Origin of the sequence: Sporosarcina sp. Marseille-Q4943, assembly GCF_943736995.1 — a bacterium.
Classification (GTDB): domain Bacteria; phylum Bacillota; class Bacilli; order Bacillales_A; family Planococcaceae; genus Sporosarcina.
In genome coordinates this window covers 1,072,693-1,092,503 of the sequence record NZ_CALSFT010000002.1, presented here as the reverse complement: position 1 = coordinate 1,092,503, position 19,811 = coordinate 1,072,693, and the positions used below count along the sequence as shown (strand labels likewise).

25 protein-coding genes are annotated in these 19,811 nt (G+C 43.9%); 7 read left to right on the top strand and 18 right to left on the bottom strand.

Features of this window, described 5'->3' with window-relative positions:
- Positions 1-48 precede the first annotated feature (48 nt).
- The 4 genes from NIT04_RS05335 to NIT04_RS05320 all read right to left on the bottom strand — a co-directional run bounded on the left by NIT04_RS05335 (position 49) and on the right by NIT04_RS05320 (position 4,382).
- The gene (locus tag NIT04_RS05335; protein WP_252502560.1) at positions 49-1,212 is read right to left on the bottom strand and encodes an MFS transporter; all 1,164 of its coding nucleotides are present in this window, start codon (positions 1,210-1,212) and stop codon (positions 49-51) included.
- 4 nt (positions 1,213-1,216) lie between these two features.
- A complete protein-coding gene (locus tag NIT04_RS05330) occupies positions 1,217-1,624 on the bottom strand; it encodes a MarR family winged helix-turn-helix transcriptional regulator (protein WP_252502559.1) in 408 nt (135 codons plus the stop codon).
- A 264-nt stretch (positions 1,625-1,888) separates the two neighbouring features.
- Positions 1,889-3,064, bottom strand: a complete 1,176-nt coding sequence (locus tag NIT04_RS05325; protein WP_252502558.1) for an MFS transporter — start codon at positions 3,062-3,064, stop codon at positions 1,889-1,891.
- A 148-nt stretch (positions 3,065-3,212) separates the two neighbouring features.
- A complete protein-coding gene (locus NIT04_RS05320) occupies positions 3,213-4,382 on the bottom strand; it encodes an MFS transporter (protein ID WP_371922524.1) in 1,170 nt (389 codons plus the stop codon).
- 214 nt (positions 4,383-4,596) lie between these two features.
- Between NIT04_RS05320 and NIT04_RS05315 the strand changes: the two genes are divergently transcribed.
- A complete protein-coding gene (locus tag NIT04_RS05315) occupies positions 4,597-4,980 on the top strand; it encodes a hypothetical protein (RefSeq protein WP_252502557.1) in 384 nt (127 codons plus the stop codon).
- Positions 4,981-5,069: 89 nt separating this feature from the next.
- Positions 5,070-5,303, top strand: coding sequence for a YkuS family protein (locus NIT04_RS05310; protein WP_252502556.1), 234 nt, complete (start codon positions 5,070-5,072; stop codon positions 5,301-5,303).
- A gap of 36 nt (positions 5,304-5,339) precedes the next feature.
- On the opposite strand, the gene NIT04_RS05305 is transcribed toward NIT04_RS05310, so the two are convergent.
- The 6 genes from NIT04_RS05305 to NIT04_RS05280 all read right to left on the bottom strand — a co-directional run bounded on the left by NIT04_RS05305 (position 5,340) and on the right by NIT04_RS05280 (position 9,458).
- Positions 5,340-6,545, bottom strand: a complete 1,206-nt coding sequence (locus NIT04_RS05305; protein ID WP_371922523.1) for a dicarboxylate/amino acid:cation symporter — start codon at positions 6,543-6,545, stop codon at positions 5,340-5,342.
- A gap of 134 nt (positions 6,546-6,679) precedes the next feature.
- Positions 6,680-6,985 (bottom strand): DUF4870 domain-containing protein, encoded by a 306-nt coding sequence (locus NIT04_RS05300; protein WP_252502554.1) that lies wholly within the window; start codon positions 6,983-6,985, stop codon positions 6,680-6,682.
- A 65-nt stretch (positions 6,986-7,050) separates the two neighbouring features.
- Positions 7,051-8,211, bottom strand: a complete 1,161-nt coding sequence (gene nagZ, locus NIT04_RS05295; RefSeq protein ID WP_252502553.1) for a beta-N-acetylhexosaminidase — start codon at positions 8,209-8,211, stop codon at positions 7,051-7,053.
- A gap of 62 nt (positions 8,212-8,273) precedes the next feature.
- Complete coding sequence (locus NIT04_RS05290) at positions 8,274-8,660, bottom strand: DnaJ family domain-containing protein (protein WP_252502552.1); 387 nt, start codon at positions 8,658-8,660, stop codon at positions 8,274-8,276.
- A gap of 2 nt (positions 8,661-8,662) precedes the next feature.
- Entirely contained in the window at positions 8,663-8,911 is a 249-nt protein-coding gene (locus NIT04_RS05285) for a hypothetical protein (protein ID WP_252502551.1), read from the bottom strand.
- Positions 8,912-8,978: 67 nt separating this feature from the next.
- On the bottom strand, positions 8,979-9,458 hold the full coding sequence (locus NIT04_RS05280) for a PaaI family thioesterase (RefSeq protein WP_252502550.1): 480 nt from the start codon (positions 9,456-9,458) through the stop codon (positions 8,979-8,981).
- Between the two features lie 210 nt (positions 9,459-9,668).
- Between NIT04_RS05280 and NIT04_RS05275 the strand changes: the two genes are divergently transcribed.
- Positions 9,669-10,115, top strand: coding sequence for a hypothetical protein (locus NIT04_RS05275; protein ID WP_252502549.1), 447 nt, complete (start codon positions 9,669-9,671; stop codon positions 10,113-10,115).
- A gap of 175 nt (positions 10,116-10,290) precedes the next feature.
- Here NIT04_RS05275 and NIT04_RS05270 read toward each other — a convergent pair whose 3' ends face one another.
- From NIT04_RS05270 to NIT04_RS05255, 4 genes are read right to left on the bottom strand one after another with little or no spacing between them, the layout of a single operon-like run.
- Positions 10,291-10,743: an NUDIX hydrolase gene (locus tag NIT04_RS05270; RefSeq protein ID WP_252502548.1), complete on the bottom strand. Its 453-nt coding sequence runs from the start codon at positions 10,741-10,743 to the stop codon at positions 10,291-10,293.
- A 47-nt stretch (positions 10,744-10,790) separates the two neighbouring features.
- Positions 10,791-11,585 (bottom strand): bifunctional 2-polyprenyl-6-hydroxyphenol methylase/3-demethylubiquinol 3-O-methyltransferase UbiG, encoded by a 795-nt coding sequence (locus NIT04_RS05265; RefSeq protein WP_252502547.1) that lies wholly within the window; start codon positions 11,583-11,585, stop codon positions 10,791-10,793.
- The gene (locus NIT04_RS05260) at positions 11,582-12,037 is read right to left on the bottom strand and encodes an NUDIX hydrolase (protein WP_252502546.1); all 456 of its coding nucleotides are present in this window, start codon (positions 12,035-12,037) and stop codon (positions 11,582-11,584) included. Before NIT04_RS05260 ends, NIT04_RS05265 begins: the two co-directional genes overlap by 4 nt.
- Positions 12,034-12,450, bottom strand: coding sequence for an NUDIX hydrolase (locus NIT04_RS05255; RefSeq protein WP_252502545.1), 417 nt, complete (start codon positions 12,448-12,450; stop codon positions 12,034-12,036). Before NIT04_RS05255 ends, NIT04_RS05260 begins: the two co-directional genes overlap by 4 nt.
- 61 nt (positions 12,451-12,511) lie before the next feature.
- Here NIT04_RS05255 and NIT04_RS05250 point away from each other — a divergent pair, with 61 nt between their 5' ends.
- The 4 genes from NIT04_RS05250 to NIT04_RS05235 all read left to right on the top strand — a co-directional run bounded on the left by NIT04_RS05250 (position 12,512) and on the right by NIT04_RS05235 (position 16,939).
- Positions 12,512-12,811, top strand: coding sequence for a hypothetical protein (locus NIT04_RS05250; RefSeq protein ID WP_252502544.1), 300 nt, complete (start codon positions 12,512-12,514; stop codon positions 12,809-12,811).
- Positions 12,812-12,925: 114 nt separating this feature from the next.
- Positions 12,926-14,746: an oligoendopeptidase F gene (pepF, locus tag NIT04_RS05245; protein WP_252502543.1), complete on the top strand. Its 1,821-nt coding sequence runs from the start codon at positions 12,926-12,928 to the stop codon at positions 14,744-14,746.
- 138 nt (positions 14,747-14,884) lie between these two features.
- Positions 14,885-15,622: a hypothetical protein gene (locus NIT04_RS05240; RefSeq protein WP_252502542.1), complete on the top strand. Its 738-nt coding sequence runs from the start codon at positions 14,885-14,887 to the stop codon at positions 15,620-15,622.
- 138 nt (positions 15,623-15,760) lie between these two features.
- Complete coding sequence (locus NIT04_RS05235; RefSeq protein ID WP_252502541.1) at positions 15,761-16,939, top strand: pyridoxal phosphate-dependent aminotransferase; 1,179 nt, start codon at positions 15,761-15,763, stop codon at positions 16,937-16,939.
- Between the two features lie 103 nt (positions 16,940-17,042).
- On the opposite strand, the gene NIT04_RS05230 is transcribed toward NIT04_RS05235, so the two are convergent.
- The 4 genes from NIT04_RS05230 to NIT04_RS05215 form a co-directional block, all read right to left on the bottom strand.
- Entirely contained in the window at positions 17,043-17,891 is an 849-nt protein-coding gene (locus NIT04_RS05230; RefSeq protein ID WP_252502540.1) for a GNAT family N-acetyltransferase, read from the bottom strand.
- A 123-nt stretch (positions 17,892-18,014) separates the two neighbouring features.
- Positions 18,015-18,455 carry a DUF2269 domain-containing protein gene (locus NIT04_RS05225; protein WP_252502539.1) on the bottom strand — a complete coding sequence of 147 codons (441 nt, stop codon included), beginning with the start codon at positions 18,453-18,455 and terminating at the stop codon, positions 18,015-18,017.
- A gap of 6 nt (positions 18,456-18,461) precedes the next feature.
- Positions 18,462-18,794, bottom strand: coding sequence for an ASCH domain-containing protein (locus NIT04_RS05220; protein ID WP_252502538.1), 333 nt, complete (start codon positions 18,792-18,794; stop codon positions 18,462-18,464).
- A 143-nt stretch (positions 18,795-18,937) separates the two neighbouring features.
- Positions 18,938-19,681, bottom strand: coding sequence for a FixH family protein (locus tag NIT04_RS05215; RefSeq protein WP_252502537.1), 744 nt, complete (start codon positions 19,679-19,681; stop codon positions 18,938-18,940).
- Positions 19,682-19,811: the final 130 nt, after the last annotated feature.

Below are 19,811 nucleotides of genomic sequence, written 5' to 3'. Positions count from 1 at the left end.
ACTGCATTTTGGTAACGTAATAATCAAAACTGAAGTATGCTTCAGAATTCAATTGTGTCTTTTTCGGATTATGAGTACATATAACGCAAGCACTGCAATCACGAGAAGACTGGATAGCAAATACATATTCCGATAGCCCATTTGAACTGCAATAAAACCTAAAACATACGAGCCAACAGCAAGACCCAAGTCGAATAACGTAAAAAATGTCGCGGTCGCATATCCGCTTCTTTGATGGGTCGTCGATTGAATGGCAAGCGTCTGCATGCTCGGTACGAGTGCTCCATAGCCCAGCCCGACAAACGCTCCCGCAATGAGGAATAATCCAGCAGAACTCATGAACGAGAGAATGAATAGACCGAGGAAAAATAATAGGAAGCCCGGAATCAAAATATAAGCCGGACCTTTTTCATCAAAAATCCTTCCCGTAAATGGTCGGGTAATGAGCATGACTGCTGCAAAGACGACAAAAAAGAAGCTCGCAAGCGGTAATAAGCCTTTCTCTTGTGCATAAATCGATAAATAGGAAAGGACACTGGCATATGAAAATGCAATCAAACTCGCCAAAAACGCAATCGGCATTGCTTTTTTCTCAAATAGGTCGTTCCAAGTAAATCCTTTTGACTTATTCTCATTCGTTGCTTTATCCATTTTCGGAATGAGCAATGCTACGAGCGCCCCAACGGTCATCAGGACACTCATCAAGATGAATAAAGCGTCATAAGAATAAGACTGGATAATGAATAGGGCAATGAACGGCCCGATAACAACCGCTAAATTTGTCGACATGACATAATAGCCAAGCCCTGCTCCGCGCCTCGTGGAAGGAACGATATCCGCAGCGAGCGAGCCCGCGGCCGTCGTTACAATGCTGAACCATATTCCTTGGAAGAATCGCAATGCAAGCAAGCCTTCAAATGGCGTAATGAAATAGTAAAGCACTGTGCAAATTAAATAGAAAAACAAGCTGATCAACAACAGTTTTCGTTTACCTACGATATCGAGCAGTTTGCCACTAAACGGCCGGACAATGATGGCTGATACTAAAAAGACAGTCATCAACAGACCAGCTTCTTCATCCGTCCGGCTCAAAGCATCTTTTGCGTAAAGCGGCAACGTCGACACTAAGCCGTAAAACACGATAAAAACGGACAAGTTCGTTAAAAATAAACTCACGAACGGCTTTGTCCATATCGGTTCTTTATAATTCATAAATTCATACTCCTTCACTTGATACTTTTTTCAGCAATTTCATAAGGAGCTCCTCCTCCTCTTCTGTAAAGCCTTTCAAACTTCGCTCCTCAAACTGAATGATTGTCTCTTTAATTTCCGAGAGCCGCACAGTTGCACTTTCTGTCAAACTGACATATTTTTCACGCCTGTCCTTCCCTTCTCTTGTCGCAAGCCAGCCCATCTGCTCTAACCGATTGACGGTCCGGGTAATCGTCGGCGCTTCTACATTCAAGTATCGCCAAATCTGTGTCAAAGTCATCTCGCCATGTTGATAAACAGAGTAAATAACCGTCCATTGAGCAGCAAACAAGCCATGTTGTTTCAGTGCCACATTCAACTCTTTGCTCAATAGCCGTGACCGCTGAAACAGCTCATGAATTAATGGATTCATTTACAACACCTCAATATTTACTTAAGTAACTAATAGAGTATACGCCCATTTCAAACCCTTGTAAAGAAATCAAAAAAGGCCACCAAATAAATGGTAGCCTTAAGTGTAGACAAAGCTTTTTTGAGAAACCCGTGATGCATAGGGATTGCCTCAGCCTGATTGAAAACGCTTGTCAGCCTAGGCGCGAAGTCGAGCGAAGACGCGAATAGAACTAAAGTTCATGAGCGGACGAGCGAGACGAGCAACAACGGATGCGAGCGTTTGTCAACAGGCTGAGGCTTTAACGCCTTTCCAAGCAACCGAGACACCTATCGTCGCAACGAGCACGACTAGCCCCAAGATGAATGGATATAGATGATGCACATCGTACAATAATCCTGCTGAAAGCGGTCCGAGGACATTGCCGATGCTCATATAGGAATTGTTCATGCCCATTGCAAATCCTTGCTCATTCCCCGCGAGCTTTGAAATGAGCGTCGTCAACACGGGACGCAAAATCGATGTCGCCAAGAATATAATCATCGTCACTCCGAAAAACATGATGTAACTCGGGGCGAATATACAAAGTAGAAATCCAACCGCAGTCACACCAAGGAAAATATTCAGCACTTTCCTTTCACCAAATCGGCGTACAATCCAGTCAACTGCAAAAAGCTGGATGACTACACTGACGATGCCTGTCGACGTCACCATAATTGCGATATCCTTCGGAGTAGCATTGAATTCATTATCGACGAACAGGCCAAGCACCGATTCATAAGCCATCAGTCCGAAACTCATAACAAGCGTGATAACGAGCGGGATGAAATACGGCTTACTGAATGAATGAAATATCTCTTTCACCATAGGTTCAGATTTGAACTCCAAAGTTTCCTTCTTAGCCTCCATGCTCTCTTGCAACATAACGGCGGAAAACACGACTGCCACCAATCCAATGATCGCCGAAACTAATAAAGGCATCTTCAAACCGAAATCTGCCAAGAAACCGCCGATTCCGGGACCGATGACAATCCCTAGTGACATGGACGCAGAAATATAGCTGTTTCCTTTCGCACGCTGATCCATCGTTGTAATGTCCGCGACGTATGCAAATATCGCCGGAATGAGCAAAGCTGCTCCAATACCGCCGATGACCCGGGACAAATACAACACACCGATCGAATCGGAAAAATAAAAGACGAACATGGACAATGCCAAGCCGCTTAAACCGACAATGATCATAATTCTCCTGCCGTACCGATCCGTCCATCTGCCCGCAATGGGAGACATCACGAGCTGCGCGCCAGCAAAAATGGCAATCATCAAGCCTGCCGCTTTGCCAGCCTGCCCGATCGACAATAAGTACGCAGGCAAAATAGGGATGATGATCCCGAAACTACCGACTGCGATGAACATATTTATCATCAAAATTATCATTTTCTTCCGTTGGTCTTTATTCAAATCCCCCAACCTCCTTCTCAACAGACAGACCTTTTATTATAGACAGGACAACAACGGATGTCACCTATTATTTTGAAGATGGCCGAAGAAATTTATACAGCAATCAAAAATGCTCACCGTCTATTCATTGACGGTGAGCATTTTCACATTATTTAGTAGTAGGTGCCGTGATTTTCTGATCCTTAGGCAAGGCCAGTCCTGCAAGGCCGATGAATGGCAAGAAGGAAGCAATGACCATCGTCGGGAAGATGCCGATTGTATCCATCATCTTTCCAAGAACAACCGCCCCTATCGCTCCCATCCCAAACGCCAAGCCAACTGTCAAACCGGCCATTGTCCCAATTTTACTCGGTACAAGCTCCTGCGCATAAATGACAGTGACAGTGAAGCTTAGCATGATGAAGAATCCGATTGAGGCCAACAGAACCCCCACTGCCCAAAGTGGAACATGCGGCAGGAGAACGCAGAGCGGCAAAGGAACTAACAACGACAACACGATGACATTTTTCCTGCCAATCCGATCAGCCATCGGTCCACCAAAAAAAGTGCCCGCAGCGCCAAGCGCCATGAAAAGGAATATGTATAGCTGACCTTGCTCAATTTTTAAACCATAGTCATTCATCAAGTAAAAGATGTAGAAGCTAGTAACGTTAGTGGCATAGAAAGAACGGGCAAAAATGATGATCAACAATAAAGCGAGCGCGAATCCGATTTGCTTTTTTGTCAAATCGCCAATTGAGGAAAGCAGCACTTTTTTTCGATTGTTCTTTTTCTCCAAGTCCAGCTGCCTTTTATACCAAGCCGAAATCTTAGATAAAATGAAAATCCCGAGAGCTGCCACTGCAATGAAAACAGCTGCTCCTTTTTGACCGAGCGGCACTAAGACAAATGCGCTGATTAGCGGTGCCAAGGCTTGTCCCGTATTTCCCCCGACTTGGTAAATCGATTGGGACAGCCCCCTTTTCGTCCCCGCTGCCAAGAAGGACACACGGGATCCTTCCGGATGGAATACCGCGGAGCCAAGCCCCAGTATGATGACCGACAGGAGAATGAGCCAATAGCTTGGCGCGATTGCCAAACCCGCCATCCCGATAAGTGAGAATGTCATGCCGATTGGAAGTGCATAAGGCATCGGCTTCCTGTCACTGAAATAGCCGACGACCGGTTGCAGAACAGATGCCACCATATTTAATGCAAAAAAGATGAAACCAAGCTGGGTAAAGCTTAATCCTCTTTCCTCTTCCAACACCGGAAACATCGCCGGGATGACTGCTTGAAGCGTATCATTCAACAAATGGCAAGCTCCGATGGCAAACATGATAGGGTAAACCGGGTTGGCAGGATGCTGTGTCTGTTTTAAAGATGTCAACGAGATCCCCACGCTTTTTTATAAATTTGAACAATATATCCAGTATACAGCAATCTAAAGAGCGAATGTTAAGAATCCGGAATTTCCATGGGACGTCCGTTTTAAATCGCCAAATTTCCGGGTAGATTACAAAGTACTAGCATTCGAAAGGATTGAAGTTGAAATGGCTGCCTTTGGCAATGTGTCTTTAATGACTTTATTTCCCGCAACCTTGTTATTGCTAACAATGGAAATCGTTCTAGCCTCTTATAAATCTTATTCCCCTAGATGGACAACGAGGCTGGCCTTTGGCAATCTGATCATTAATGTCGCTTGGATAATTCTCATCATTTTCCTTCTTCTCAATCCGTCGCTTATTTTGCCCTATGTTGCCGATGTCCTCGCAGATGTGTTCCAACGATCGCCCGAAGACATTATTCCACAAGTCCATCTGATCGTCATGGTAGTCGGACTAGCTTCAATCGCCACGACAATCATCGATGCATTCACTGGCTTCAAAAAACTAAGGTGTGAAAATAGCGAAGTGAATGAAGCCACGCGAGAATGAACCTCGTTTTTACATGAATGCGTGTTTAGTAGAGATGATTCCGGGAAAACAAAGAACGGCATCACTTTACTAAATCGGAGGTGATTCGAATGGCGAAAATTGCAGTCGAAAACCCTTTTGACGATGTGAAAGTAGCATTGGAAGAAAAAGGACACAATGTGAAAATGTTTGAAAGCGATGAAAATCTAAACGGCTATGATATCGGTGTCGTACGGTCGATCAGTGATGTGAACGTCGATCAATTCGATTTTCCTGTCGTCAGCATTCACGGAATGTCCGTCCAAGATGTTGTAAACGAAGTCCAACAGCGCTTGGAACGTTAAGAAAGACCTGAATCCCCATGGGATTCAGGTCTTTCTTCATTCACTATCCAATACCTTCTCCGTTCCCGCAACGACGACAGCGGCAGAGGCATCCCCTACGACATTCACTGACGTCCTCATCATATCGAGCACCCTGTCGATGCCGGCAATCAAAGCAATTCCTTCAAGCGGCATATTCACTGATGTCAACACCATTGCAAGCATGATCATACCGGCTCCAGGGACTCCTGCTGTGCCAATTGACGCCAAAATGGTAATGAGAACAACCGTCAGCAATTGGAGGAATGACAACTCCAAACCGAAAAACTGCGCTATGAAAATGACGGCAACTCCTTGATAGATAGCTGTTCCGTCCATATTGACAGTAGCGCCGAGCGGAAGGACGAAGCTCGATATCTTATTAGGAACGCCCAAGTTTTCATTCGTATTCTTAATTGTCACAGGAAGCGTCCCTGAACTGCTGCACGTACTGAAAGCGACGAGCGCTGCAGGTGAGATTCCTTTGAAAAACCTTTTCGGGCTCATTCCTGCAAATGTCTTAACGGCAGCCGAATACACGATGATTGCATGAAGGATACAGGCGATGTAAACTGCCAAGATCACTTTGACGAGCGGTAAAAGGACGGAAAGCCCGTATTGTCCAATCACCGGAGCAAGTAGGCCTAAAATGCCGATAGGTGCAAACTTCATGACAATGCCGGTAATTTTGTACATAATTTCAGCGAAGCCTTCAAAAAACGTATAGACAGGACGGGCTTTTTCTCCGACCAATGTAATGGCAAGCCCGACAAATAATGCAAAGAAGATGATTTGCAAGATGCTTCCGGTTGCCAATGCGGTGAACGGATTTTCCGGTATGATATTCAATATTGTCGTAATGACACTTTGCGGTTCCTGCGTCGCGGATTCCGGAGCGACCAAGCCGTCGGAAGAAATCGTTAGCCCTTTCCCAGGCGAAATCAGGAATGCAACAGCAAGGCCGATAATGATGGCGATAGCGGTAGTCGCTAAATAATAGGCGACTGTTTTGAACCCGATCCTCCCTAACTGCTTTGGATCGGACGTGCCAGCAACACCGACGACCAATGTGGACAAAATGAGCGGAGCGATAATGAATTTAATTAATCGTAAAAATAAATCCCCGAACGGCTTCAGAAAATTGATGGAACTTCCGAACAAACTGCCTAAAATAATGGCTAACACGAAGGCGATAAAAATTTGCGTCACGAGATTGAGTTTGATCTTCATGCCTCTCCCCTTTCTAAAATTTGTACGTTCCCCTGCTACTACCAACATATACAACTCGCGCGCACAACATGATTGAAAACAGACAATAAAAAAAGCCCCCAGAACGCTTACGCGAAAAGGGGGCCCGATCAGAACCATCTGCCTACGATTGGATAATTGTAAGTTTCACCTTGCAACGATTTCACAATTCCTAGTATCGGAACGATGACTGTCATCAGTCCGAAAACGATGATCATCGGTATGCCGATCAAGAAAATAATCAAAATGGCCGAAATGAAAATCAAAGCGCCCATTACTAATTGAAATAACAACGCTTGGATGGATATTCTCTTTACCTCTGTATCATCCACAACCAAATAGATGATGAACGGAACAAGGAATGGTGCAAAAAATGCGCTAGCATGCACTAACACTTTCAATCCTGTATTTTCCATATGGTGTACCTCCTTGTTTTCTACTATATTCTATTCTACGGATAACGAAGGAGGAAGTTTCACTTTCAACCTAATAATTCATTGAATTTGCGTTCGATAAGGTCCAATTCGATTTCTTCAATCGGAGCATCTTTCAACTTATAACGTTCCTTCAGTTTCAAAATGCGCTTTACACTTTCATCGATCCGGTCCTCGGAGATCTTTCCTGCTTGTACTGCAGTCATCAATGCATTGATTGTACCTACCTGGTTTTCATAATCACCGGCAATCAACAGTAAATCACTTCCAGCGAGAAAAGACTGTACGGCCGCTTCAGGCACCGTATAATCATTGACGATTGCACCCATCGTCATATCATCTGTAATGACAACACCCCCAAATTGCATTTCATCGCGCAGCAATCCCGTAATGATTTTCTGCGATAAAGATGATGGATATCTATTATCGAGTTCCGGGAACATAATATGTGCCACCATGATTACATCAGCCTGTTCATCTATTGCACGCTGAAATGGGATTAGCTCAGTTTTGTATAGCTCATCTAATGTCTTCTCAATGACAGGCAACGACAAATGGGAATCTACATGCGTATCCCCATGCCCCGGAAAATGTTTGACGACCGATATGACGCCATTATCCGTCATGCCTTTCATCATAGCCATTCCTAAATCGGCGACTGCATGAGAATCGGATGATAACGACCGGTCCCCAATGACAGGGTTTTTCGGATTGCTATGGACATCCAGAACGGGTGCATAGTTCATATTGTAGCCGAAGGCGTGCAACAGCTCCGCCAGATAAGCACCGGTTTCATAAGCAAGTGCTTCATCACCTGTCCGCCCGAAGTATTCTGCTGCAGGCAATTTTTTCATGCTGGAAGGCAGGCGAGATACACGCCCTCCTTCTTCATCGACCGAAATGAACAACGGAATTTCATAATCGGCATTCGCCTTTTTGCTCTCATTCAATAATTTCAAAATCCCTGCAGGATAAGATACATTTTTACCTAATAAAATGATGCCCCCGACATGATGTTGACGAATTAGACGGTCCAACTCGTCACCATACGTCTTCCCTTCCATCCCGACGACAAGTAATTGGCCGACCTTTTCTGCCAACGTCATGTCTTCCAGCAATTCATCGACCCGTGAAAAAGTGGGTACAGGCGACTCTATCACTTGCGATCGTTCACTGAATGCCGGAGGTTCTTTTTCCGACTGCTGCACTGAAGGGCTGCACCCTGTCAGCAGGGTGATGGTACAGATAACTCCCCAAGTTATCCATCGGATTAGCGCCAAACTTCTCTTGCCTTTTCAAGAGAGTCCAGTGAGATGCGGCCTTTCAACATCGGCGGAGGGCAATGTCTATTATGTTCGGCTATTTTTTCATTCACTTTATCCACACGTCTTTGCAGATCACCCTTTTCGCCGTCCGATGAAATGGTCGATATTTCATCAATCATGCCGCTTATTTCGTGTTGCAATTTCAACCAATGCGGTTTATAGCCTGCGTCTTTCGCAATCCGCTGAAAATGCTGGAACGTGTCACCGGAAAAATACTCTTTCGGCAACGGCTTCCCAAAGCCCTTCAAATTCTTCATACCGCCTTCGTCTTCACTTTTTTTCAACATATCACCGATCAGATCATTGTTTGGAGGCATCGAATTATCGGACATGTTCATCCCACTCTTTCATCAATTTTAAGCAGTTCATTTTTGCCCGACGTGTATTCGAGCTTCATTTGCTCCAACTCAAGTTTCATCTTTTCGGTTTCGATGATGAAATTCTGTTGTTTCAGCTTTTCCAATTCAATCTCTTCCCGTACCATATCCGCCTTGAATTTCATCGTCTTCCGTTTATAGTCCGTCAAGATGGCCGTTATCGGTACACACATGACGATGGCGACAATGCCCATTACATATAGCATCTTCTTCACACACCCTTTCGTTTTATTACGTTACGGAAGAACCTCCGGAAAGTTTCGTCTATTCAGTTTAACTTCCTGTAAATGTTGCCGGCATAACAACTCCGACGACCTCTCCGGTTGCACAAAGGACGTCGTCAGCATACACTTCCACATTGACTTTCCATTTCTTTGGATGAACCTCTTCAACGATACCGACTGCCTTCAATAATTTTCCTTGCGGAGTCGGCTTTAAATAGTTCACGTTCAACGATGCTGTGACAAAACGAGGAACTTCAGTATCGTCACCGGGTTCATGTCCATTTTTGCGATGCAAAGCAAGTGCGCACGAGCCCGTTCCATGGCAATCAACGAATGATGCGATCAATCCGCCGTACACAAATCCAGGGATCGCCATATGCTTTTCCAAAGGTTCATAATATGTAACCGTTTTCTCTCCGTCCCAACCTGTCCGGAAATGATACCCTTCCTCATTCAGCCGTCCACATCCGAAACACCAAGCAAAATCATCTGCATAGAAGTCTTGAATTGCATGTTCAACTTTCGACATTTCTCACCCTCCGTATATTCTTTATTGTTTGAATACTATTATAACATCAATCTTCAATTATCTCTTTCGAAAGTCTTTCCCAATGAGCCAAAAAGTATTTCATTAATCCCGCCCCATTGTTAATGAATCGTCCTCCTGAATCATAGCATGAGTACTATTCCACATAAGAAATCGCTGCGTATACTATACAAACGAAGACTGGAGGAATTGATGATGAAAATCCGCGCCTTCCTGCTCATCTCGCTCATTATCGGAGGGATGTATGCAATGATAGAGACGATTAATGATTTCAACGAAAAGAGTTTCAACGAATTCTTTGAGACGTTAGATGCCGATTTCAATTCACTTACATTTACAAAGCCGACGATGCACGGTTCCCCCGCAGAAACATGGAGCATAAACGACGAACGTACGGTGGATGAATTGCTTCAATTCCTGCAAAACTACCATGTTAAGAAACTAAAGCCTGAAGAGATCGACCCGGATGACAACATCAATGAATTCACTATCAGCTTGAAAGATGCGAATGGAAATGACGTGACAATTATCATTGCGGAAAATTTAATCATCCAAAACTCGCTGCTCTATTATGAAATAGTCGACGGCCCACTCGATGTCGACTGGATTGTCCGATTTTTCGTGAGCAATAAATTCTGAAGCCTCCACAACTGCGGCGAGCATTCGAAATCACGCATAAAACCGTTGAAGGAAGCATAAACGCTTCAATTCACGCATAAATCCTTGAAGAAACTCATAAATGCAATTACTCGCGCATAAATTACCACAAAAGCTTATAAAGTCTCACAATTACGCATAAATCTATTTTAACAGCTCATTTCCGCTTCGCTGCATATTGATGAATCATTGACTTTATGAACGGACTTAAGTTCTCCGGAAGCTGTAGCAAATTGAAGAATCCCACTTCGGATGTTTCGACGCCGTCAGCTTTCAGTTCACCGCCACGAATGTCATCCGTTGCATAAACGATTGTCACTGAGTAATATTCGTGGCCGTTGTTCAAAACGGTGTGGGTTTGTGCGCCAGACACAACGGTTATGAGTTCCATCTTCCCGACCTGAATGCCCGTCTCCTCAAGCACTTCCCTCCGACCGGTCTCTTCGGCGGATTCCCCGAGTTCCATGAACCCTCCTGGAATTCCCCAACGTCCATCGATCTTTCTTTGCAGGAGGATTTCCCCTTTTTCATTGAACACCCCTACCCCTGCGCCTGTCAGCAATAAAGGGCGATTCCCGACTATCTCTCTAAGCTCCTCTATATATCCCACTATTCATTCCCCTTTTTCTCTAGTAACTTACCGACAGTAACTTCATTTCATAAAGATGCACAAATTGTAAATGTTCCTGGAAGCCTCTCGGCAATCCCTTCTGGTGAACCTGTTGGAAATGCCCAATGAACCCCTTTGTCCTCTTTCATTTTTCTTAGTTTCAAACCAGAAGTAATTAGGGCATTGACAACTTCGGATAGCATCCATTGTCTGATTATATTTTTCTCTAATTTTTGTTGCATTTCTTTTGGCAAAAGAGCTGCATAAGCAACGTCCACCTCTAAACATTCTTCTCTAAAATAGTTACCATCCAAAATCGCCTCTCCATTTGAAAAGCGTATCGCTTTTGAAATGAAGGGATGATAATCTCTTATAATAAAGCTCCCTTTCTCTTTCATGAATTTGGACACCTTTTGAAACAATGGATGTAAATCCACGAAATAATGGAGCACTCCCATTTCAAGTATGACAATGTCAAATGGCGGCATTTCTTCTTCGGTCAATTCGAGCACATCTTTGACAATATAAGTTAGAGAAACTCCTGCCGCTTCCGCCAATTCCATTGCATATCGTTTATTTTCGGAGGATAGATCCACTACCGTAACGTCAGCTCCGAGAAGTGCAAAACAGACCGCTTTGTTTCCTTTAGAGCCAAGTAAATTAAGAACCCTTTTTCCTCTAATTACTCCGATTTCATCCAAGTAAAAGCTTACCTTACTCGATGGATCCACCTTTAACTGTTCTGCGTAATCCGCAGGTTTACCATGTCGTGTAACCCAAGCTTGATATGCGTTTTGATTCCATCCCATCTTATTTATTTCACTCATTTGAGGCTGGTTCATGAAATTCCCCTTTCAAGTTTATCGACTAAACCGTCAGGAAATAACACTTTTTTACCTGTTACAAAATCCATAACGTCAATCCATTTTGCAAATGACACTTGCTCGCTCTCCTGAATAGTAAACATCTCTCGGGTATAGTTTTCCTTATCCACAAATGAGACGTTATATATTAGAATAATTTCATGGCCTATACGATCATTGATGTAAAAGATGTTTTCAATGAAACCTAAGAAATCTTCAATTTCCACTGTTTCCTTTAATTCTTCGTTGAATTCCCTACTAAGAGCCTCAGTAGATTTTTCCCCGTATTCAATTGAACCCCCAATAGGCCGATAATAGAACCCTCTTCCTTTTGAATGCTCACCTTCAAATTCTTCAACTAATAATCGATGGCCTGATTGTAAAATGCCAAACACTTTTGCTCTCGGATATTTTCCTTCGTCTTTTTTCAAGCCTGTACTCCTTGAAAAGTATATGGTATCGAAGCTTCAAGCAGCTTCTCAAAACCGCCTTCATAATATGGCATTGCTTCATTTGCGAATGAAAAATCCTTCCATTCTGCTTCTAAAATACCGCCCTTGTCTTGGATGGCCACTTCCCCTTCCAATACTTCCGCTAAAAACGTAAAAAACAGAACATGATTATTTTCACGTTGCCTGAACGCTTCGTTCACCGTCAGCAAACTCCCTATTCTTACTGTTAGTCCGGTTTCCTCCCATACTTCACGTACCGCCGCCTGTTCCAACGTCTCTCCTTGTTCAACGCCTCCGCCAGGCAATGTCCAATTATCATATTTCTTATTCTTCACCATGAGCACTTTTCCCTTTTTCAAGATGGCAGAATAAACTACATCGACACGATTCATTATTGAAATCCCCCATTTCATATATACTTAGAATCATAACTTATCACCGGAGGGATGGACAATGGAATTCAGAAATATCGATGAACAAATCATCCAAAAATATAAGGAAGATGAAACACTAATGATCCGCCTGTTTGTGCAATGGTGCTCGAACAACGAATTGGATCCTATAGCACTCTATAAAAAGGCATATCCTTACCAACTGGAAAACGCAGCATTACAGGAAGTTATCGAAAGCGACGAAGGAATTGATGAACTTTATATCGACAATGAAACGATGCTTGACGTCCTTCAGCTTTTTGGCAATGAAGACCTGGCATTTGTCGTCGCAGATGAGATTGAACGTCTGTCAAGAAAGTGAAGAAAAAGATAGTTTGCAGAAAAACCTATTCATTTTTACTTTTCTATAAGTTTGCTATATACTATCATTAGTTCGACATCCGTAATAATTAAGAGCAAAAAGGGAGAGATTTGAATGGTGAAAAGTTTACCGCCACGTTCAGAAGTGAACGTCGAAGAAACATGGAATTTGGAAGACCTTTTCAAAACCGAAGAAGAGTATAATGCAGCCATTGAGCAGCTTGAAAGTGAAGTCGCTTCCTTCGAAAAACGTTTCAAAGGCAACATCACCGATGAAAAAGCAATTTTAGAGGCATTGGATGGATATGCTTCCATCATGGGCAAAATGGTTCCGATCGGAACATATACAAGCCTAGCGCATAGCGTTGATCAAACGAATGATGAAGCACAAATGCGCGCGAGCAAATACGGCTCGATCGCATCCAAACTCGGAAGCCAACTTTCCTTCTTCACAAGTGAAATTTCCGAGTTATCGAGCGAGTTATTGGAAAAGGCAATGAATCAATCCGGGGAGTATAAAAATTATTTGCAAGAACTGATTCGTCAAAAGCCATATAAGCTTCATCCCGAAGTGGAAAAGACGTTAGCTGCATTCTCTTCTGTACTGAACGCGCCATACGGTTTATACAACACGACAAAATTAGTCGACATGAACTTCGATGATTTTGAAGTGGACGGCGAAAACTATCCATTAAGCTATACGACGTTCGAAGGCGGATGGGAATCTGAAACAGATACGAAAAAGAGAAGGGCCGCTTATGATGCTTTCCATGCAAAATTGAGAGAGTATCAGCATACGACAGCTAAAACCTATGATATGCATTTGCAGAAGGAAAAGACGACTTCCGATCTACGCGGATATAAAGATGTATTCGAATACCTCCTATTCAACCAGGAAGTCGACCGTTCCATGTACGATCGCCAAATCGATTTAATTATGGAACACCTTGCACCTCACATGCGCAAGTACGCAAAGCTTCTCCAAAAGGTTCACGGACTCGACGAGATGACTTTCTCGGACTTGAAAATACCGTTGGATCCGAACTATGAGCCGAAAATCACGATTGAAGAATCAAAGAAATATATCGATGACGCGCTAGCTATCATGGGTGATGATTACATGGACATGATTGACCGCTCCTATAAAGAACGTTGGACCGATTTTGCACAAAATGCAGGCAAATCGACAGGTGCCTTCTGTTCGAGCCCTTATGGCGTTCACCCTTATATTTTAATTTCATGGACAGGCAGCATGGAAGATGTCTTCGTATTAGCACATGAGCTAGGTCACGCGGGCCATTTCTACAATGCCCATCAGCATCAGAACATTTTCAATTCACGACCTTCCATGTACTTCATTGAGGCACCTTCTACGATGAACGAAATGTTAATGGCGAACCACTTGCTTTCCAATTCAAATGATCCTAAATTCAAACGTTGGGTTATTTCTTCCATCGTGGCGCGTACGTACTACCATAACTTCGTCACACACTTATTGGAAGCGGCCTATCAACGCAAAGTGTATGAGCGCATCGATGCAGGCGGCAGTGTGAATGCAAACGTATTAAACAGCCTGAAACGTGGAGTCCTCGAAGAATTCTGGGGAGACGATGTGAAAATCAACGAAGGTGCAGAGTTGACATGGATGCGCCAGCCACATTACTACATGGGCTTGTATCCATACACATACAGTGCAGGATTGACGATTTCCACACAAGTGTCGAAACGTATTTTGGAGGAAGGACAACCAGCTGTCGAGGATTGGCTGAAAGTGTTGCAAGCAGGCGGAACGAAGTCCCCTGCCGAACTTTCCAAAATGGCTGGAGTCGACATTACGACGGAGCAGCCTTTACTCGATACGATTGCATATATCGGCGAGTTGATCGATCAGCTAGTAGAACTGACAGAAGAAATTGAAGCCGCACAAGTGAACTGATTTTGGAAAAGCTGCCCCTATCTTCGGAGGGTCAGCTTTTTATTTGAATATTGTTATTCGCTTTACCATTCGATATGATAAACACAAATACATTCGCTGTAATAGTTTCTATTATTTATTTTGAAATGAGGGGTTTACTTGTCTTCCACACAATCCAATTGGTATGTACGGTTAGGCTGTCTAGCACCTATCATCGGGATAGCTGCAATGTTTTACTTCATCAAGCGCGAAGCCTTCCTTCCCGGCTTTTTATTTTTTGCACTGTTTTTCGGGTTCGCAGCACTCTTTTTAACCCTTTCCACACGGACGGAAGAAAAGTTGAAAGCTAGACAGAAGGAATATTTGAGTACATTCCAACCGGATGCGAGGAATTATGTCGAATCATTCATAGCCGATGATTTACTTTCAAAGATTGCTATTGATGAAAAAAATCGCAGAATCCATTTTTGGGAGCCTGCCCTGATTGACGGTAAACCGATAAAAAAAGCATTTCATAAAATGCCATACATACTTTCAGACTATCCTTATTCCGCGTTATTGGCAGTGGAAGTATACGAAAACGGCACACGACAGAAGACAGTCGTGAATGATGCCGAAGGAACAATCGAAAGGATTGAAGCACTCGGACAATCCGTCACACAGATCATTAACAAAAAGATGCCAATTGTAAAAAAGGCGATCCACCGTAGAATTGCCACCATTGAAATGAAAATCATCATTGATGATGAGACAAAGCCGGTACGTATCATCCGCTTCTATTCTAATCTCGATAAGCGGCTGAAGAAGGATTCGACCGATCATCATTCCTTGCAACGAGAAGTCGACCATTGGGTTTCCCTTTTAACTTTCATCATGGAAAATAATCGGAATCATTGAAGCTGCCCCCGTTTTCAAGCGGGAGGCGGCTTTTTCCTTTCTCATGAAAATCATGTTGAGTTTCCTTTGACGCATATAGTAGAATGAAAGTACATCGTAGTCTGACGAATCAAAAAACTATGAAAACGAGGTTTTCACATGCTGATTTCAAAACGTGTACAAAACATGCCACCCCATTTCTTTTCATCGTTAGTCAAAAAAGTGGAAGCAGCTAAAGCAGCCGGATTGGATATTATCAATTTGGGTAGAGGCAACCCTGATCAACCTACACCTGATCATATTATAAAAGCTTTACAGCAAGCTGCGGAGCGACCGGAAACACATGGGTACTCGCCATTCAACGGTATTCCTGAGTTCAGGAAAGCCATTTCAGAATTTTATAAGCGGGAATATGACGTCGATGTCGATCCGGAAACAGAAGTCGCAATTTTAGGAGGCTCTAAAATTGGGCTAGTCGAAGTGCCTTTAGCAATGATGGATCAAGGCGATTTGCTTTTGCTGCCCGACCCTGGATATCCCGATTATTTATCGGGGATCAGCTTAGCGAATATCGCTTATGAAACGATGCCGCTTCTGAAGGAAAATGACTTTATGCCCGATTTCGATGCATTGTCCGAAGACGTGAAACAGAGAGCGAAAATCATGTATTTGAATTACCCGAACAACCCGACAAGCGCAATAGCGACCGTTCCCTTCTTTGAAAAAGCAATATCATTCGCCAAGGAGAATAATATTTTCATTTTACATGATATGGCATACGGCGGAATCGGTTTCGACGGCGAGAAACCGGTCAGCTTCTTGCAAGCGGACGGTGCAAAAGAGATCGGCATTGAAATGTATACATTATCAAAGACATACAATATGGCCGGCTGGAGGGTCGCTTTTGCCGTCGGAAACCGTCAGATGATTGAGGCAATAAATGAGCTCCAACATCACCTTTTCATCAGTCTTTTCCCGGCAGTCCAACATGCCGCCATTGCTGCATTGACAGAAGATCAGGCATGCGTTCGCGATTTGACGGCATTGTATGAAGGACGAAGAAATGTCTTGATCACCGAATGTCAACGAATCGGCTGGGATGTGGAAGCGCCGAAAGCGTCGTTCTTCGCCTGGCTTCCAGTTCCGCAAGGCTATACAAGCGAGACGTTTGCTGATATACTTCTGCATCAGGCAGGAGTCGTCGTCGCTCCAGGTCATGGTTTTGGCACGCATGGAGAAGGATATGTGCGGGTCGGTCTTTTAGCAAGCGAAGAGCGTATAGCTGAGGCTGTTCGTAGAATAGAGAAACTCGGCATCTTTTCAAGTAGCGGTGTTTGAGTAATGAGACCCGCCTCACATCACATGAGGCGGGTCTTTTTTTGTGATGAAGTTGGCGGCTTTGAACGCAGGACCAGCCTCTCTGGACGTGCCGTCACCTATCTTATTTCTCAAAACCAATATGGATCGAGTCGGCAATATGTTTGTATCCGATTTCCTTATAGATCTTATTCGATGTCGGGTTCATCATATCGGTATAGAGAACGCAAAATTCGTAGTCCTTCAACAGCTCCTTCGAACCTTGCGCGACCATCGTCCGAGCGTAACCCTTCTTCCTCTCCTCTTTCGGCGTAAAGACGAGCGAGACGGTGACGCTATTTTGAGTAGGCCTGGATTTCTTCATCATCGAGACGACTTTCCCGTCATCTTCCCATAGGAAAACTTCCCGCGCTTCAAGGAATGCGGCCACTCTCCCCTTAATGAGTTCCGGCGAAGTCCTTTCCAGGTTCGTATCTTCCTCAAACAGTGCAAACCATTTTTCAATTAAAGGCGCATCCGCATCGATTGCGTACCTCCAGCTTCCCGGGCTCATTCCAAGTGTCTCCTCAACTTCATCCAACCGATAAAGCCCCTGATCCATGAGCAATTTTTGCGTCTCCCCTGTTTGACGTTCCCAAGCGTTTGCGAAAGTTGTCGCCCATTGCTTCAGACTGATGACAGAAGGAACCGTAATTGAATTCCTGCGCAATTCATGGATGATGAAGCCGATCACTTCATCCTTCTTGCATTCATCCACAATGATTAGATTCAATGGATGCGGCGGGGTCATCTGTAAAAGTGCAAGAACATTTCCTCTATCCGTAACGGCAGCCATGAAAGGATTTTGGTATTTCCCCGCTTTTATCGCCTGCAGGATGCCATAGAAAAGACTGAAGACGTCCTCTTTTTTTGCGATGATCGGCTCCGCCACTTCTGCAAATCTCTCAGCATCCTCGTATTGAACGAACTCCATCCAAATCTCCCCATTTCGTTTCTGAGCATTATATACTTGAAATAGAGAATTGTCACTCATATTTTTCATAGAAATAAAAAAGGATATGCATCGGCCCTCTGCATATCCTCATTTTATGTAATTTTACCAAAGCACCGGTTTTTGCACCATGAGCCAAAGCATGATAAGCATCAATCCGATATATATCCAAGATGTCCTCGTCAGTACGGTCAGAATTTCCCCTTTATTGCTATCGGGCAAATAATATCTTCTAAGTACCTTTGTGAATCCACTTGATAGAAAAACGCCGGATACTAGCAAGATAGTAAGAGTCGCAATGACCCAAGATGTGAACCATGGCCATGGACCGGTTAGCAGCAGCAATGCACCCGATACAACGAGCGCATGACCGGCATGCATGACTAGCCTAATAATGACGTTGATAATCGTCAAGTATGCATTCTCGGTTGAAAAGTCGGCGTTCCGCAGCCTTTTGATCGTCGGCATCAATAAAAACAATGGACCGATGGCAAGGACTGCGGAGACGACGTGGACAAATACGATTGTCCCATACATGTATTTCATGCCATCTTACTTTTCGACTGGGCTGAACTCGTGAACCCAGACGCTCATTGTCGGAAGCCAAGGCATTTTCGGGTGCAAGTCAAGAATTGATTGCTTGTACTCCTCCATGTTTGCAAACCCTTCCTGTTTCGCATGTTCATCCGTCATTTCCCCAAGCGTTTGCTTGTAGAGCTTATCGATTTTAAACTCTTTGCCATCCAATACCATGATTTCATCCGGATACGCATAGACGCCGTTCCGCCTCGTCGCTGTTTTTTCACCTTTTAATACTCTCTCGACATCTGCTGGAATGGTGACAAGCCGTTCAACCGAACAAGTCTTTTCCGGTAATTCATTCATCGTGCATCGCTCCTCTTCTGAATCTACCTCTATCATATCGATTCCCTATGTTAAATTCCATACGCAACAGTCAAAACTTACGTCTATCACACGGAATTTCACATGAAAGTCACAATCCTACACTTAGGTTAATCAATAATTGCTTACTTCACATCAAATGTAAACTCTTCGTGTTCATGCAAGCTTTCTCCATTTTCCACATGGATTTTGACAGTATACGTGCCTGCCTCTTCGAATAGATGAACTGCATTATATTCGCCCGGCTTCACTTCATCGGCATCAATCCAAAGATGCTTTTCACCGAGAACATCGCTCGAAACCTCATATCGAACATCCGCTTTTTCAAGAGGTTGTCCATCGATCTCCAAATGGGTCATCATTTCCGTCTCTTTACCAGACACCGCGTTTTCCGGCTTCACAAAATGGAGCGCAAAACCTTCCGCATGTCCATGGTCGTGACTTTCGCTCGGTTCCGCATCTCCGACTTGTGCGCCTTCACCGATTGTCACTTGCTTCACGGGCATCGTGTGCAGATTTTTCGCGTCCACATGGACTTGGATATGGAACAGTCCATCATGGTCAAATGAAGTTTCCGCTGTATAGGTGCCATCCTTTTCGTTCACGGAGTCAATCACGACCGAATCGTCCTTCTTCCCATCTTCCCACACTTCGTAGACGACTTTATCGGCATCGGCCACTTTCTCATCTCCATACGTGACAAGGGCTTCCATATTCACTGTGTCACCGACTTCTGCCTTTTCAGGTACTGTCAACTCGACTTCCAAAGGCAGCACTTCGACTGCAGAGCCGTCGTCCACCTCTTTGCCACAAGCCGATAAAATACCTAAACTGATCAACAGACCAAGCAGTTTGTATCTCTTTTTCATGATGTTTCCCTCCACTTTTTCTTCTTTTAAATAAACGGATTAACCTAATATGATATTATCAAGTAAATACGAAGTAATTATGAAGTGCACCTTTTCATAAGTATTTCACAACTACCGAGTATATTATAAT